Consider the following 14,751-nt stretch of genomic DNA (forward strand, 5'->3'; position numbering starts at 1 on the left):
AAAGCCTCGTTTATGAATAGGTCGCACGCATCGCGCCGCTGGTTACCGGCGCTGCTCGCCGCAGGCGCCCTGTTACTCGGCGGCTGCGGCCGCGAGCCCGCCGGCACCGGTGGGCATGAAATCGCCGCGGCGAAGGGATCGACGCTTGCGCGGATTCGCGCGCGCGGAACGCTCAATTGCGCAATTCATACGGGGCAGCTCGGCATGTCCTATCTCGACAAGCGCGGGCGCTGGCAGGGGTTCTTCGTCGACTACTGCCGGGCGCTCGCCGCTGCGGTCCTCGGCGATGCCCGCAAGGTCCGGTTCATGCCGGTCGCCTCGAACAAGCGCTTCACGATCGTGCAGACGGGCGAGGCCGACGTCCTCTCGCGAACGACGACATGGACGCTGACGCGCGACACCGACCTCGGGGTGAATTTCGTCGGCACCATGTATTATGACGGGCAGAGCTTCCTGGTGCCCCGGCGATCGGGTGTGCGGCTTCCGACGGATCTCGATGGCGCATCGATCTGCATCACCAAGGGGACGACCTCCGAACTCAACACCGCCGAATATTTCGAGCGCAAGGGGCTGCGTTTCCAGTCCGTCGTGTTCGAGAATCCCGAGGAAGCCAAGCTCGCCTTCTTTGCCGGGCGGTGCGACGCAATGACCACCGATGCCTTCACGCTGACGGTGATCCGCCTGGCCGACACCGCGCATCCCGACGATTATGTGGTGCTGCCCGAGCGGCTCACCAAAGAACCGGTCGGCCCAGTCGTGCGCAGCGACGACGAGCAATGGTACGAGATCAACAAATGGGTGCTGAACGCGCTCTTCGCTGCCGAGGAAATGGGGGTCACCCGCGCGAATGCCGCGCGCATGCGGATGGCCTCGCGCGACCCTGAAGTGCGCAAGATGCTCGGCGGCTTGCCCGGATTCGGCAAGTCGCTCGGCCTTGACGATGACTGGGCGTACCGGGCAATCGAGGCGACCGGCAATTATGGCGAAATCTTCGACCGGCACATTACGCCGCTCGGCGTCGAACGCGGACAGAATAAGCTCTATCGGGACGGCGGGCTGATCTACCCGTTGCCGATGCGATGACTCATAAACACAGGCGGCTTGCCATCGCTGCGTTACCCTGGCTGCTGATCGCGGGCGGGCTTGTGGTCGCCTACGGCCTGTTTGCGACATTGGCGGACAATCTCGCGGACCGAAACATCCGGACGGGGTTCGGTTTCCTGTTCGACCGGGCGGGTTTCGCGATTGGCGAAACGCTGATTGCTTACGCGCCGGGCGATTCCTATGCCGCGGCGCTGGCGGTGGGTCTTCTCAACACGCTCCTGATATCGGCGCTCGGCATCATCTTCTCGACCTTGCTCGGCCTCGCGGTCTGCATGGCGCGCCTGTCGTCCAACTGGCTGCTTGCGAGGCTCTCCGGCCTTTATATCGAGCTGGTTCGCAATATTCCGCTGCTGCTCCAGATGTTCGTCTGGTACGCCGCGCTGCTGTTCGGTCTGCCCGGACCCGGCCCGGGCGCCGTCGGACCGTTCGACCTCGATAATCGGGGATTGCACCTCCCCGCGCTCTCCTTGGCCGATCCGGGACGGCCGGTCTTTCTCATCGCGATCGTCGCCTGTGCGATCCTGCTGGGTGCCGTGCGGCGAGGAGCCGTTCGCACGCGCACTGCGCTGGCCTTCGCCGGCATCTCCCTGGTGCCGCTCTTGCTGTGGGGCGGGATCGATCTGCCGCGGGCGGGGCGCTTCGGAACCGTCGGCGGATTGTCGCTCTCCACGGAGTTTCTGACGCTGGTCGCCAGCCTTTCGGTCTATGCCTCGGCCTATCTGGCCGAGATATTCCGCGGCGCGATCCTCGCCGTTCCCGCAGGGCAGAGCGAGGCCGCCAAAGCGCTCGGCCTGTCGCCCGCGCAAACAATGGGACGGATCGTGATGCCGCAAGCGCTGCGCATCGCCATACCGCCGATGACGAGCTGGCATCTCAACACGATCAAGAACAGCTCCCTGGGGGTCGCGATCGGATATCCCGAATTTGTCTCGGTGGTCGATACCGTCATCAGTCAGACAGGGCAGGCGATCGAGGGCGTCGGCCTGATCGTCGCGACCTTCCTGCTGCTTTCGCTATCCTTGTCGTTCGTCACCGGCCTCTATGCCCGCCAGTTGGGCTGGAGCGTCGCCGGGCAGCCCGGCCGGAGCATCCAGTCGGCGCCCCTCGAACCCTTTCCGCTGCGCTCGGCGACCGCCTGGCCGTCGTGGATACGGCGCAATCTGTTCAGAGGAGGACGCCAGTCGATACTCACCATCGCGATCCTCGCCATGACCGCGGCTTTCGCCGGCAAGGGGCTCTCGTGGCTGCTGTTCGACGCGACCTTCGCCGGGGGCGCGGCCGATTGCCGTTTGGCCAGCGGTGCTTGCTGGCCATTCCTCCGCGAAAATGCGCGGCTGATATTGTTTGGCACCTATCCCGAAGCCGAGCAGTGGCGGTCCGCAGCAGCGGCGGCCGCGCTGCTTTCATGCCTTGCCTTCTCCTTCGTCCCGCGATTCTGGCGCAGCCGCCTCGGGCTTGTCTGGCTCGGCGCAATCGCCGTGGCGGTACTTCTGCTACGAGGAGGATTCGCGGGCCTTTCCTATGTCCCGATGGAGAAGTGGAGCGGCCTGCCGGTCACATTGCTGCTCGCGAGCCTTGCGGTGGTCGGCGCTTTTCCATTGGCTATACTCCTCGCGTTCGGCCGCAGGTCGGCGCGGCGCGGCATTCGCTGGCCGAGCGTCGCCTTCATCGAGCTGGTTCGCGGAACGCCGCTGATCGGAGTGCTCTTCCTCGCTGCGGTCCTGTTCCCGCTGTTCGTGCCCTCCTATCTCTCGATCGACAGCCTGCCGCGCGTCCAGCTCGCGCTCATATTCTTCACTGCCGCCTATATGGCCGAGGTCATCCGGGGCGGCCTGCTGGCGGTTCCCGTCGGGCAAGCCGAGGCCGCGCATGCTCTTGGCCTCACCAAATGGCAGGCGCGGCGCCATATCCTGTTGCCGCAGGCGCTGAAAGTCAGCGTGCCGGGGCTGGTCAACACTTCGATCAGCGAGGTCAAGAACACGACGCTCGTCCTCATCGTCGGCGTCTTCGATTTGTTGCAGACGACCCGCCTCTCCTACGTCGAGGCGCAATGGCGACCCTATTTCGCCGAAGCCTATCTTTTTACCGGGACAATCTTTTTCCTCCTCTGTTTCTCCCTGTCCCGGCTCAGCATGAAGATCGAACGGAAACTAAACTATGCAGGATAATCACGACAGAAAATGGCCCGGGGAGCCGGCAAGCCCGAAAGGGCGCGCCTGGCAGGATCCGACGCGTGCCGTGCACGGCGGTCCCCGTCCGTGCGATCAGCGGGGCCTCATCAATCCGCCCGTCGACCGGGCCTCCACCATTATCTACGACAGCGTCGAGGCCTATATGGACCGGCACCAGGGTCTCTACGATGAGGTCATCTATGGCCTGTACGGAACGCGAACGACCTTTGCGCTCGCCGAGGCTGTCAGCGAACTTGAAGGCGGCTGCGCGACCGTCATCACCTCGTCCGGAACCAGCGCAATCGCGCTAGCCCTCACGGCTTTCGTGGCCGGGGGCGACCATCTGCTCGTCGCGGACTGCGTCTATGGGCCGACCCGCAAGTTTCTGACCGACGTTCTCGCGCGTTTCGGGGTCGAGGTGGAATATTTCCGGCCCGATATCGGAGCGGAGATTGCCGGGCTGTGCCGCAGCAACACCCGGCTCATCTATATGGAGACCCCGGGCTCGCAGACATTCGATATGATCGACGTCCCCGCGATCACGGCGGTTGCGCGCAGCCGGGGCATATTGACCGCTCTCGACAACACCTGGGCCACGCCGCTCTTCTTCAAGCCCTTGGCCCATGGCGTCGACATCTCGCTTGCTTCGGCAACCAAATATCTCTCGGGGCACTCCGACTGTCTGCTCGGCACGATGACGGCGGCCAGCGATGCCGTCTACCGCCAGCTCAAGGACGCGGCGGCGCGCTGGGGCAACTGCGCGAGTCCCGACAATTGCTATCTGGTCCACCGGGGCATCAGGACGCTCGATGCGCGCCTTGAACGCCACCAGCGCACCGCAGCGACGCTGATCGAATGGTTCGCCCAGCAACCCGAAGTGGTTGCGGTCCGCTATCCGGCTCATCCCGCCGACCCCGGCCATGCAATCTGGAAGCGGGATTTCACCGGAGCGTCCGGATTGTTCGGTGTTCAGCTCGATGGTCTTACCCCTCCGGAAACCAGCGCCTTTTTCAACGAATTCTCGCTGTTCCAGCTCGGTTCGAGTTGGGGCGGCTTCGAAAGCCTCGCGGTTCCGGCGTGGCCCGCTCCGATCCGCGATTTTCCCAATGGCGAGGCAGATGGGGCGCTGATCCGTATTCACGCCGGCCTCGAAGCGCCGCAGGATCTGATCGCCGACCTCGCCGCAGCCTTCGCGCGGGTACGGGCGCTACGCGGCCGGGGGCAGGCGTCATGACCGACGCCTCGGGCCACGCGGCCGTCAGCTTGCGGCAGGTCGACAAATATTATGGCGCCTATCATGCCCTCCGCTCGATCGACCTCGAAATCGCCCCGCGCGAGCGGATCGTGATTTGCGGGCCTTCGGGCTCCGGCAAGTCGACGCTCATTCGCTGCATGAACAGGCTCGAGGTGCCCGACTCCGGCGCCGTCCTGATCGAGGGGGCCAAGATTACCGACGCGTCGCGGGAGGCCGTTGCGGCGCTCCGCGCCGTCGGCATGGTCTTTCAACAGTTCAATCTGTTCCCGCACAAGACGGTGCTGGAGAATTGCACCCTCGCGCCCGTCCTCCTCGGCGGCTTGTCTCTTCCGGAGGCGGAGGCGCGCGCCATATCCTATTTGGACAAGGTGAGGATTGGCGACCAGGCGGGCAAATATCCGGGGCAGCTCTCGGGAGGGCAGCAACAGCGGGCCGCAATAGCTCGCGCTCTGGCGATGGAACCCAGGATTCTTCTCTTCGACGAGCCGACATCGGCGCTCGATCCCGAGATGATCAAAGAGGTACTCGATGTGATGACGGCCCTTGCCGGCGAAGGACGGACGATGGTGTGCGTGACGCATGAAATGGGATTCGCGCGCGAGGCGGCCGATCGCATTCTTTTCATGGATCAGGGCCAGATCATCGAAGACGCAAGGCCGGCCGATTTTTTCGCCGCGCCGAAAAGCGAGCGCGCACGGACCTTTCTCGAACAGATACTTACGCATTGAGCGGCTCAAGTCGGTCGTCCCCAAGCTGTGCCGACCCACTTAATCATGTCATTTCATGAGCAAGCCGAGGGAGGGGCCAGCCGGCTCCTTGCGCGAAAAGGCTCGGGCCAGCAAAAAAATTTCAAAATTGATGAGGGGTAGAGCTTTGGGGTGCGTATCTAATAGGTGTCGTGCGCCCGGAATTTCCTTCATAACTAATTGATATGATTCAATAAATTCCTATTGACCTGTATATACATTTGATGCTCTCTGAGGGGAATCAGCCAACCATCAGGGGGTTTCGCTATGATGACCAGGACAATTTTGCTCGCCAGCGCCGCAGCGGTCGCGACCTTTGCAACGCCAGCGCTCGCGCAGAGCGATGCTGCGACGCAGTCACCCGCCGCGGAGGATGCTCCGAACGGATCGGACATCGTCGTGACCGGCTCGCGCATTCGTCGCCAGGATCTCGCGGGCGTCGGCCCCGCGACCGTCGTGTCGGCCGAGCAGATCGAGAACACCGGCGTCGTCAATATCGAGACGGTGCTGCAGCGCCTTCCCGCCAACGCCGGCTTCGCAGGCAACCAGACCTCCGCCTATTGGGCGAACAATGGATATGGCACGGCGCAGGTGAACCTGCGCGGTCTCGGCATCAAGCGCACGCTTGTTCTGCTCAACGGCCGCCGCCTCGTCGCGGGCGGCACCGGCGCGAACTCCTCGCCCGATCTTAACATGATCCCGGTCGCGGCGCTCGCGCGCACCGATGTGCTCAAGGACGGCGCCTCGGCGATCTATGGCGCCGACGCGATGGCGGGCGTGGTCAACCTCGTGACCCGCACTGACTATGAAGGCCTCGGCCTCAGCGTGCGCCAAGGCATCACCGAAAAGGGCGATGGCTCGGACTTCACCGCCGACCTCCTGTGGGGCGTCCGCAACGATCGCGGCGGTTTCATGGCGGCGGTCACCTATCAGAAGACGAGCGCGGTCAATATGGCAACGCGCGCGCCTTGCTCGCTTGCCGAAACCACGCCCGGCATGCTGAGCTGCGTGAACAGCGCCTCGACGATCGGCGGCCGCGCGGTGCTGCCGAACGGCCAGCAGATCAACTTCAATCAGGTGCTGGGCGGTAACGGCAACTTCTTCGAGCCGTACAGCGCTGCCAAGCACAACTTCAACTCGAACCCGTTCCTCAACGCGGTGAGCCCGGTCGAGCGCGTGAGCACGGCGTTTTTCGCCGACTATGACATCACTGACAATATCGAGGCGTTCGGCGAATTCCTTTACACCTTCCGCAAGTCGAATCAGATCGCGACGCCCGGAACGCTGCGCAACCTCTCGATCGCGGCGAGCAATCCCACCAATCCGACGGGGCAGAATATCGTCCTCATCCAGCGCCGCCTCGCCGAGCCCGGCCCGCGCCAATTCTTCCAGGAAACCGATACCTGGCAGGGTACGTTTGGCCTCCGCGGCAAGCTCTCGAACGATTGGGGATGGGAAATCGCGGGCGCCTTCGGCCGCAACACCGCGGTCGATGGTTCGACCAACATCGCCAATCTCGAGCGAGTGGCGAATTCCCTCGATACGACCAAGTGCAGTCTTGCTGCCGGTGCCACGATCCCCTGCGCCGACTATCTCGGGTTCGGCGACCTGACCCCGGAGGTTCTCGACTATATCCTGTTCACGTCGCGCGACCGCGGCGGCAACGAGCTTGCGACGGTCACCGCCGATATCAACGGCGATCTCTTCAAGCTGCCCGCAGGCCCCGTCTCCTTCGCGGCGGGTGTCGTCTATCGCAAGGAAAAGGGTTGGCGCGATCCCGATCCGCTGACGGTGCTCGGTATTGCCAACACCAACCAGCAGGATCCGATCTCCGGAACGAGCACGGCGAAGGAAGCCTATCTCGAACTGTCGGTGCCCGTTCTGGCCGACACACCCTTCTTCCAGTCGCTTACCCTCGACGGCGCGGTTCGCTACTCGAACTACGACCTGTTCGGCAGCGACTGGAACTACAAGGGGAGCGTCGACTGGGTCATCAATGACAGCTTCCGCCTGCGCGGCACCTACGGCACCGGCTTTCGCATTCCGAACGTCCCCGAATTGTTCGGCGGCGTCTCCGAGGGCAATCTGACGACCACCGACCCCTGCTCGCGCTATTCGACCAGCGGCAATGCGACACTGATCGCCAATTGTCAGGCGTCGGGCGTGCCGGCCAATTATGTTCAGCTCGGTACAACGATCCTGACAACGGTCGGCGGCAACGAGAATCTGAAACCCGAAAGCTCGACGACCTGGACCGTCGGGACGGTGATTTCACCGAAGGGACTGGTTCCGGGACTCTCGCTCACTGCCGACTGGTTCGACATCAAGATCAAGGATGCGATCCGTGCTATTCCGGGCTCGACAAAGCTCAGCATTTGTTATGCGAGCCAGAATCTTTCGCATCCCTTCTGCGAAGATTTTACCCGCAGCCCGTTGACCGGCGAGGTTACCTTCCTCTCCGCGCAACCGATCAACACGGGCCGCGAAGAAATGAACGGCCTCGATCTGGGTCTCGTTTACAACAATGACATCGGCAGCGTGAACGTCTCGCTCGACGTCAACGTGACCTATCTCAACAAATATGTGGTCCTGCCTTTCCCCGGCGGCGCGCCGATCGACTTCGACGGCTTTATCGGCGGCGGCAATGGCGGCTATCCGAAATGGCGCGGCTATGGCGTGCTGACCGCTGAAAAGGACGGGGTCAGCGCGACCTGGTCGACCCAGTGGATCGGCAAGGCGACCGACTTCAATGCGGCCCCCGGCGACATCGGCTACAGCACGCCGAATGTCTTCTACCACAATCTCCAGGTCGCTTTCGAAATCGACGAGAAGACCCGGTTCCAGGTCGGTGTCGACAATCTTTTCGATCGCAAGGCGCCCTATATCCAGAGCTTCACCGATGCGAACACCGACACGATGACCTATGACCTGCTCGGACGGCGTTTCTACGTCGGCTTCCGCACCGCGTTCTGAGGGTAATCGATATGGCGATCCGTTGGCCGCTGCTCGTCCGGCGAACGCATAAATGGCTGGCCTTGGTGGTCGGCGTCCAGGCGCTGCTCTGGACGCTGACCGGCTTCTACATGGTGGTCGTGCATATCGACACCATCCATGGCGACCATCTCGTGCGCGCGCCGATGGTTCAGCCCTTCGACCTCGCGGGCCTCGCGCCGCCGTCGCGGATCGTTGCGGCCGCGCCCGGTGCGTCCGAGGTTCGCTTGCAGCGGTTCTTCGATCGCCCCGTCTGGCGCGCTGAAACTCCCGAAGGGGCGCGGCTGTTCGATGCCCGCTCGGGTGCGCCGCTGCCTGCGCTTACCGAGTCCCAGGTCCGCGAGCAGGCGCGGCGCATCTACACCGGCGACGGCAAGATCGTGTCGGTGCGGCTGTTGACCGAAGCGCCACAGGAAATGCAGTCGCGCAAGCCGCCCTATTGGCAGGTCGAGTTCGAGGGCTGGAACCGCCCGACGCTCTATCTGTCGCCGACGACCGGTGAGCTTATCTCGCGCCGCCACGCATTGTGGCGCGTGTTCGACTTCGCGTGGATGCTCCACATCATGGACTATGATGAGCGGACCGACGTCAACAACCCGTTGCTCCGCGTCGCGACCTGGAGCGTCTTCGCGATGGCGATCAGCGGGGCGTGGTTGCTGATCTGGTCCTTCAAACGCCGCAAGAGGAAGCAGGCATGAAACGCATCCGACTGACGCCGCTCTTCTTCCGGCGCATCCACAAATGGGTCGGGCTGATCCTGGGTCTCCAGTTCCTGCTCTGGGCGCTCAGCGGATCGGTGATGGCGCTGCTCGACAAGGATAAGGTCGGCGGGCACGGCGGCGGGATGTCGCATGCGCATCCACTGCCACCGGGGGAATATTTCGACGTGGCGGCCCTGCCGCGCGGCGAACCTGTCACGGGCGTGATCCTTCGCGATCTCGGAACCCGGCCGGTCTATGAAGTGCGCTCCGCAAAAGGCGTCCGTCTCGTCGACGCGACAAGCGGCGAGCACATCCGGGTCGACGAGGCCATGGCGCGCGAAGTCGCCTCCATGATGAACGAGGCGCCGATCCGAGAGGTGAGCGTAATCGCCAAGCCGAACCTCGAATCGCGCGATCATGAGGGGGCGATGTGGCGCGTCGATTTCGCGGACGACGAGAACAGCAGCGCCTATGTCTCGCTCGACACCGCGCGCTTCCTCGTCATGCGCGGCGACACCTGGCGGACGTGGGACTTCTTCTGGATGCTCCACAACATGGATTACATCAACCGGAAGAGCTTCAACCACCCGCTCATCATTTTCGTCGCCTTTGGCGCGCTCTGGCTCTCGGGCACCGGCTTCTATCTGCTGTTCAAGAGCTTCAGCCGCGCCGATTTCCGCTGGCTGCGCCGGCGCCGCAAACCGGTGGTCGTCACGCGCACCAGCTGAGCGGCGTCAATCGTCGATCGAGAAGGCCGCCGACAGCTCGAATCGCGATCCGGGATGCGTCAGCCAGGCATGGCTGACGAGGCGCGAATGGCTCCACGTCCGCCGCGTCATCCGCAACACGGGTTCGCCGTCCGAGAGCCCCAGCATGCTGTGGGTGTGCGCGTCGGGCATCTCGGCGCGAACCCGATGTTCGACGCGCTCGAGCGGCGCCGTCCGCGTCAGATATTCGTTCGGCGTCATCTGGGTGAAGTCGATCTTCCCATAATCGGGAGCCGCCGACGCGAGCACGAAACGCTCCTCGAGCTGGATCGGGAACTCGGCTTCGTGATGAACGATGATCGAGTGGAAAAGCCTCGTGCCGACCGGAACCTCCAGTAGCGCCGCAAGGTCCGCATTGGCGCGTATCTCGTCATTCTGCACGACGCGGGCCCGATAGATGTGACCGCGCTCGCGGATCTCTTCGGCGATATTGCGAATTTCGATCATCTGGCCGATCGGCTTGGGCTCGGCGATGAACGATCCGCTACCCGCGCGGCGTACAAGAACGCCTGCCGCCTGTAGTTCGCGAAGCGCCCGATTGGCGGTCATCCGTGACACGTCGAATTGTTGGACTAGCTCTGCTTCCGATGGAACCCGGTCGCCCGGCTTAAGAAGTCCGTCGCGAACGGCATCGCAAATGCTCTGCTTGATGGCGGCATAGCGAGGCGGAGACTTGTCATTTTCGTCATCGGAGTTGCCGGGCCGGGCGGCCGCAGATCCATTCGAGAGTTTTGATCCGCGTCCGGGGGTGCGAGTGGTAACATCCATAACCCGTCTATACAGGTTGCTGCTCGCAGAAGCCAAGCATGCTGTTTGCGACCTGCGCCGGTTTCAGAAGCTGATGGTGGCATTGAAGGAATTATACAGCGTGTTGCCCCCGGCCGGTGCATTGGGCGCGTTTCGGAGAAACCGGCCCTTGCCGAGAAACAGGCCGCTCCATTCGAGGCGGAGGCGCTTCGGTACGAGCCAGTAGCGCAGGCGCGCTTCGACCTGGTGTCCCGCGAAGCGGCCGGAGGCGCCGGATGGATCGCGAACGCCGGTCGTCGAAAAACTGTCGAACCGCGAGGCCAGCCAGAGCGGCCGGTAGGCCGCAAAGGCATCGAGGCGCCTTGACGGTATTGTTTCGATACGGATCGCCGGGGACAGAAGATTGGCCCGTCCGACCGCATTATAGAGGCCCGCTGGCGCGAGTTCCGCGCGGCGCATGCCGAACAAGGTATCGAAGCGGCCGAAATCGCCTCCCCGGCCGTCGCCGCTCGCATAGTCGAATTCGAGCGATAGGCGCGGCGACCAAGGGTGGCGGAAGCTGTAACCCGCCTCGAGATGCGTGAACCACGCCGACACATCGGACTTGGCTGCCGAGGGAGCGAGGCTGCTGCTGATCGTACCGAACTGGTAGAAAGTCTCGCTCTCATAATCGAACCGGCCCGGCGCGGGATCGCGATAGGCGCGCAGTCCGATCGTTTCGAGCGAACGGTCGCGCGTCGGCCGCTGCGGCGCGTCGCGCTCGCCGAGATGGAAGTAGGAAATCTCGACCGAGCCGCGCGACCCGCCGAGCTTCTTCGTCGCGAGGCCGCCCCAGAGTTGCAGGTCAAAGCTCTCCTTGTCGAACTTGACCCGGTTGGCGTCGAGCGACGCGCGGTCGTCGGGCAGCCGCACCTGCGGAAGCGTATAGATAAAGGTCGCCGCGACACCTCCGCGCAGCGCCAGGTCGGCGCGGAGACCCGTATAGCCGCTGGTCGTATTGCGATAATCGTCCGCGGCCACCAGCCGCCGCGATCCCAGGTTCAGCGTGAAGCGGCCGGCCTGGAGATCGAGCTTCGTGCCTGCACCGAAGGCATCGCGCGCCTCATAGCCGACATAGGCCTGGACCAGTTCGAACGCGTTGACTTCGCCCGTCGTCACCGGGGTTCCCGCCTCGCTCCCATAGACGCGGCTGTCGTAGAGTTCGGCGCCCAAGCGAAATCCGTCGCTGCGATATTCGCCGCCGACGATCGTGCGGACATTGAGCAGGTCGTCCTTCTCGTCGAATCCCGTCCGCGCCTGTCCTTGGATCATTTCATAGCGCAGGCGCATGCTGCCCGTGATGGTCAGGCCATCTTCGGCGAGAGCGGGTGCGGGCAGGGCGAGTAAAGTCGCGGCAAGATACAGCCTCAAGCAAACCTCCTGATCCCCGAAATCGAGGACGAACAGGCAACGCTTGAGCGCCGGGACGCTTTACCGGGAGGTTGCGCGGCCCCGGTAATCCGCCTCTAGATCGGAGGCGCCCCTGGTGCAAGATCGCTTCGGTGCCGACCTGGGCTGGACGTGGTCCCGGGCTCAGGCTCCCGGCAGCCCCGCCAATCGCGCCGGCGTCACGACGGGTTCGGCGCGGTCCTTGCGTTCCGAATAGCGGTCGACAAGCTGCGTGGCATGGCCGCGCGTCAGCACGGTGAAGCACACAAGTTCCTCCGCAACGTCGACGATCCGGTCGTAATAGCTCGACGGGAGCATCCGGCCCGCCTCGTCGAACTCGGCATAAGCCTTGGCGACGCTCGACTGGTTGGGGATGGTGATCATCCGCATCCAGCGGCCGAGGATGCGGAGCGTATTGACGCTGTTGAACGATTGCGACCCCGCCGACACCTGCATCACCGCGAGGGTGCGGCCCTGTGTCGGGCGTAGCCCTTTGTATGCGAGCGGCAGGTGATCGACCTGCGCCTTCATGATGCCGGTGATCTGGCCATGCCGTTCGGGGCTGCACCAGACCTGGCCCTCGGACCAGAGCGAATGCTGGCGCAGTTCCTCGACGGCCGGGTGGTCGTCGTCGGCGATCAAATCGGGCAGCGGCAGGTCCGACGGATCGAAGATGCGCGTCTCGCAGCCGAAGAGCTGGAGCAGGCGCGCGGTCTCTTCGACGACGAGCCGCGAATAGGAGCGTTCGCGCAAGCTGCCGTAGAGCAGCAGGATGCGCGGCGCTGGGTCGAGCGGGCCGAGGCCGAGCGCGGGCTGCGAGCGGATATATTCCGCGCTGAGCGCCGGAAGATGGGTGGGATCGGCGAGCGCGCGCAGGCGCGAAAAGGTGGGGGAAGCCATGACAATCAGTCTTTCGCGGGGGTGGATGCCGGGAACCAGCGGCGTCCGAACCAGAAGGCGACGCTCACCAGCAGGATGAGCACGGGAACTTCGACGAGCGGGCCGATGACGGCGGCGAAGGCGACCGGCGAGGCGAGCCCGAAGGCGGCAATCGCAACCGCGATCGCAAGCTCGAAATTATTTCCGGCGGCGGTGAAGGCGACCGCGGTCGTGCGCGGATAATCGGCCTCGATCAGCTTGCCCATCCAGAAGCTGATGACGAACTGCACGACGAAATAGATGGTCAGCGGGACGGCGATGCGCACGACGTCGCCGGGAATGGTGACGATCTCACCGCCCTTGAGGCTGAACATTGCGACGATCGTGAAGAGCAGCGCGACAAGCGTGATCGGCGCGATGCGCGGGAGGAAGCGCGTCTCATACCATTCGTTGCCCTTGGCGTCTGCGAGCCACTTGCGAGTGAGATAGCCCGCCGCAAAGGGAACGCCGAGATAAATCAGGACGGCTTCGGCGACGGTCCAGAAGCTTACGTCGATAATGCTGCCTTCGAGACCGAACAGCGGCGGCAATATCGTCAGGAAGAACCAGGCATAGATGCTGAAGAACAGGATCTGGAAGATCGAGTTGAACGCCACCAGTGCCGCGACATATTGATTGTCGCCCTTCGCGAGCTGGTTCCAGACGATCACCATCGCGATGCAGCGCGCGAGGCCGATCAGGATCAGCCCGGTCATATATTCGGGCTTGTCTGACAGGAAGATCACCGCGAGCGCGAACATCAGCACGGGACCGATGATCCAGTTCTGGATGAGCGAGATGGCGAGCACCCTTTTGTCCTCGAACACGCGCGGCAATTCCTCGTAGCGGACGCGCGCGAGCGGCGGATACATCATCAGGATAAGGCCGATCGCGATCGGGATGTTGGTCGAGCCCCACGAGAGGGCATCGATCGCGGCGGGCAGGCCGGTGAACACCGAACCGAGCAACACGCCGAGCGCCATCGCGAGGAAGATCCAGAGGGTGAGATAGCGATCGAGGAACGACAGCCGTTCCCGCTTGGGTTCTGTCATCGGCTTGGCTCAGGCGCCGACGCGGTTGCCAGCGGCGTCGATTACCTGTTCGCCGTCTTCCTTGGCGAAGGCGCCGCGTTGCCCCGCAGGGATGAGGTCGAGTACCGTTTCGGAGGGACGGCAGAGCTTCACGCCGAGCGGCGAGACCACCAACGGGCGGTTGATCAGGGCGGGATGCGCCATCATCGCGTCGATCAGCGCTTCGTCGCCAAGGGCCATGTCTCCGAGCCCCAGCTCCGCATAGGGCGTGCCTTTCTCTCGCAGGAGTTCGCGAGCCGTGATGCCGGCGCGGACGATCAACTGTTCGAGCAGCGCACGCGACGGCGGCGTCTTCAGATACTCGACGACATGCGGTTCGATCCCGGCATTGCGAATCATCGCGAGGGTGTTGCGGGAGGTCCCGCAGGCGGGGTTATGGTAGATGACGATGTCGGTCATAGCGCGCGTTCCTTCAGCAGCAGGCGAGTTCTGCGAGCAGCGGCTCGCACAGCTCCGCCCGGCCTTGGCAGCAGTCCTTCGCCAGGAAGAGCATCAGGCCGCGAAGCGCGTCGATATCCGCGCGCTGGATAATTTGACGCCCGCGCTTCTCGGATATCACGAGGCCGGCTTTGGCGAGCACCGCGAGATGGGTGGAGAAGGTACTCTGGGTGAGTCCCGACGCTTCGACAAGTTGACCCGTCGACAGGCCGTCGGGCTCATGTTTGACGAGCAGGCGAAAGGCATCGAGGCGTGTCGGGTGTCCCAGCGCGGCGAGAATGGACAAGGCGGAATCGGTTTGCATGCATCGGAATTATCCGATGGAATCGCATCCGTCAATTCTAATCGGGAATATCCGATTAGTTGGTCCGCTTGCGCGATCGGGCTATAGCCT

13 protein-coding genes are annotated in these 14,751 nt (G+C 63.6%); 7 read left to right on the forward strand and 6 right to left on the reverse strand.

Features of this window, described 5'->3' with window-relative positions; all coding sequences use genetic code 11:
* Nucleotides 1–12: 12 nt before the first annotated feature.
* The 7 genes from J2X44_RS02335 (at nt 13) to J2X44_RS02365 (ending at nt 9,696) form a co-directional block, all read left to right on the forward strand.
* Nucleotides 13–1,083 carry an amino acid ABC transporter substrate-binding protein gene (locus J2X44_RS02335; protein ID WP_003046368.1) on the forward strand — a complete coding sequence of 357 codons (1,071 nt, stop codon included), beginning with the start codon at nt 13–15 and terminating at the stop codon, nt 1,081–1,083.
* On the forward strand, nt 1,080–3,272 hold the full coding sequence (locus tag J2X44_RS02340) for an ABC transporter permease subunit (protein WP_223181174.1): 2,193 nt from the start codon (nt 1,080–1,082) through the stop codon (nt 3,270–3,272). The genes J2X44_RS02335 and J2X44_RS02340 overlap by 4 nt, the downstream gene beginning before the upstream one ends.
* A gap of 70 nt (nt 3,273–3,342) precedes the next feature.
* On the forward strand, nt 3,343–4,509 hold the full coding sequence (gene metC / locus J2X44_RS02345) for a cystathionine beta-lyase (protein ID WP_232003384.1): 1,167 nt from the start codon (nt 3,343–3,345) through the stop codon (nt 4,507–4,509).
* Nucleotides 4,506–5,258: an amino acid ABC transporter ATP-binding protein gene (locus J2X44_RS02350; RefSeq protein WP_053555646.1), complete on the forward strand. Its 753-nt coding sequence runs from the start codon at nt 4,506–4,508 to the stop codon at nt 5,256–5,258. The genes metC and J2X44_RS02350 overlap by 4 nt, the downstream gene beginning before the upstream one ends.
* Nucleotides 5,259–5,543: 285 nt before the next feature.
* On the forward strand, nt 5,544–8,249 hold the full coding sequence (locus tag J2X44_RS02355) for a TonB-dependent receptor domain-containing protein (protein ID WP_037553305.1): 2,706 nt from the start codon (nt 5,544–5,546) through the stop codon (nt 8,247–8,249).
* Nucleotides 8,250–8,260: 11 nt separating this feature from the next.
* The gene (locus J2X44_RS02360) at nt 8,261–8,965 is read left to right on the forward strand and encodes a PepSY domain-containing protein (RefSeq protein WP_011542692.1); all 705 of its coding nucleotides are present in this window, start codon (nt 8,261–8,263) and stop codon (nt 8,963–8,965) included.
* Nucleotides 8,962–9,696 carry a PepSY domain-containing protein gene (locus J2X44_RS02365; RefSeq protein WP_011542691.1) on the forward strand — a complete coding sequence of 245 codons (735 nt, stop codon included), beginning with the start codon at nt 8,962–8,964 and terminating at the stop codon, nt 9,694–9,696. The genes J2X44_RS02360 and J2X44_RS02365 overlap by 4 nt, the downstream gene beginning before the upstream one ends.
* 6 nt (nt 9,697–9,702) lie before the next feature.
* On the opposite strand, the gene hutC is transcribed toward J2X44_RS02365, so the two are convergent.
* From hutC to J2X44_RS02395, 6 genes are all read right to left on the reverse strand, one after another.
* Entirely contained in the window at nt 9,703–10,503 is an 801-nt protein-coding gene (gene hutC, locus J2X44_RS02370; RefSeq protein WP_011542690.1) for a histidine utilization repressor, read from the reverse strand.
* Nucleotides 10,504–10,566: 63 nt separating this feature from the next.
* Nucleotides 10,567–11,892 carry an alginate export family protein gene (locus tag J2X44_RS02375; RefSeq protein WP_011542689.1) on the reverse strand — a complete coding sequence of 442 codons (1,326 nt, stop codon included), beginning with the start codon at nt 11,890–11,892 and terminating at the stop codon, nt 10,567–10,569.
* 162 nt (nt 11,893–12,054) lie between these two features.
* On the reverse strand, nt 12,055–12,810 hold the full coding sequence (arsH, locus tag J2X44_RS02380) for an arsenical resistance protein ArsH (RefSeq protein WP_011542688.1): 756 nt from the start codon (nt 12,808–12,810) through the stop codon (nt 12,055–12,057).
* A 5-nt stretch (nt 12,811–12,815) separates the two neighbouring features.
* Nucleotides 12,816–13,880, reverse strand: coding sequence for an ACR3 family arsenite efflux transporter (gene arsB / locus J2X44_RS02385; RefSeq protein WP_310087676.1), 1,065 nt, complete (start codon nt 13,878–13,880; stop codon nt 12,816–12,818).
* A gap of 9 nt (nt 13,881–13,889) precedes the next feature.
* Complete coding sequence (gene arsC, locus J2X44_RS02390) at nt 13,890–14,318, reverse strand: arsenate reductase (glutaredoxin) (RefSeq protein WP_011542686.1); 429 nt, start codon at nt 14,316–14,318, stop codon at nt 13,890–13,892.
* A 13-nt stretch (nt 14,319–14,331) separates the two neighbouring features.
* Nucleotides 14,332–14,661 (reverse strand): helix-turn-helix transcriptional regulator, encoded by a 330-nt coding sequence (locus J2X44_RS02395; protein WP_011542685.1) that lies wholly within the window; start codon nt 14,659–14,661, stop codon nt 14,332–14,334.
* Between the last annotated feature and the right edge of the window lie 90 nt (nt 14,662–14,751).

Source organism: Sphingopyxis sp. BE259 (genome assembly GCF_031457495.1).
In the GTDB taxonomy this organism is placed as follows: domain Bacteria; phylum Pseudomonadota; class Alphaproteobacteria; order Sphingomonadales; family Sphingomonadaceae; genus Sphingopyxis.

What these genes read in the sequence shown, in the direction of transcription:
- J2X44_RS02335 (WP_003046368.1), top strand. Translation starts at nt 13, where the DNA reads ATGAATAGGTCGCACGCATCGCGCCGCTGGTTACCGGCGCTGCTCGCC.
- J2X44_RS02340 (WP_223181174.1), top strand. Translation starts at nt 1,080, where the DNA reads ATGACTCATAAACACAGGCGGCTTGCCATCGCTGCGTTACCCTGGCTG.
- J2X44_RS02350 (WP_053555646.1), top strand. Translation starts at nt 4,506, where the DNA reads ATGACCGACGCCTCGGGCCACGCGGCCGTCAGCTTGCGGCAGGTCGAC.
- J2X44_RS02355 (WP_037553305.1), top strand. Translation starts at nt 5,544, where the DNA reads ATGATGACCAGGACAATTTTGCTCGCCAGCGCCGCAGCGGTCGCGACC.
- J2X44_RS02360 (WP_011542692.1), top strand. Translation starts at nt 8,261, where the DNA reads ATGGCGATCCGTTGGCCGCTGCTCGTCCGGCGAACGCATAAATGGCTG.
- J2X44_RS02365 (WP_011542691.1), top strand. Translation starts at nt 8,962, where the DNA reads ATGAAACGCATCCGACTGACGCCGCTCTTCTTCCGGCGCATCCACAAA.
- hutC (WP_011542690.1), bottom strand. Translation starts at nt 10,503, where the DNA reads ATGGATGTTACCACTCGCACCCCCGGACGCGGATCAAAACTCTCGAAT.
- arsH (WP_011542688.1), bottom strand. Translation starts at nt 12,810, where the DNA reads ATGGCTTCCCCCACCTTTTCGCGCCTGCGCGCGCTCGCCGATCCCACC.
- arsB (WP_310087676.1), bottom strand. Translation starts at nt 13,880, where the DNA reads ATGACAGAACCCAAGCGGGAACGGCTGTCGTTCCTCGATCGCTATCTC.
- arsC (WP_011542686.1), bottom strand. Translation starts at nt 14,318, where the DNA reads ATGACCGACATCGTCATCTACCATAACCCCGCCTGCGGGACCTCCCGC.
- J2X44_RS02395 (WP_011542685.1), bottom strand. Translation starts at nt 14,661, where the DNA reads ATGCAAACCGATTCCGCCTTGTCCATTCTCGCCGCGCTGGGACACCCG.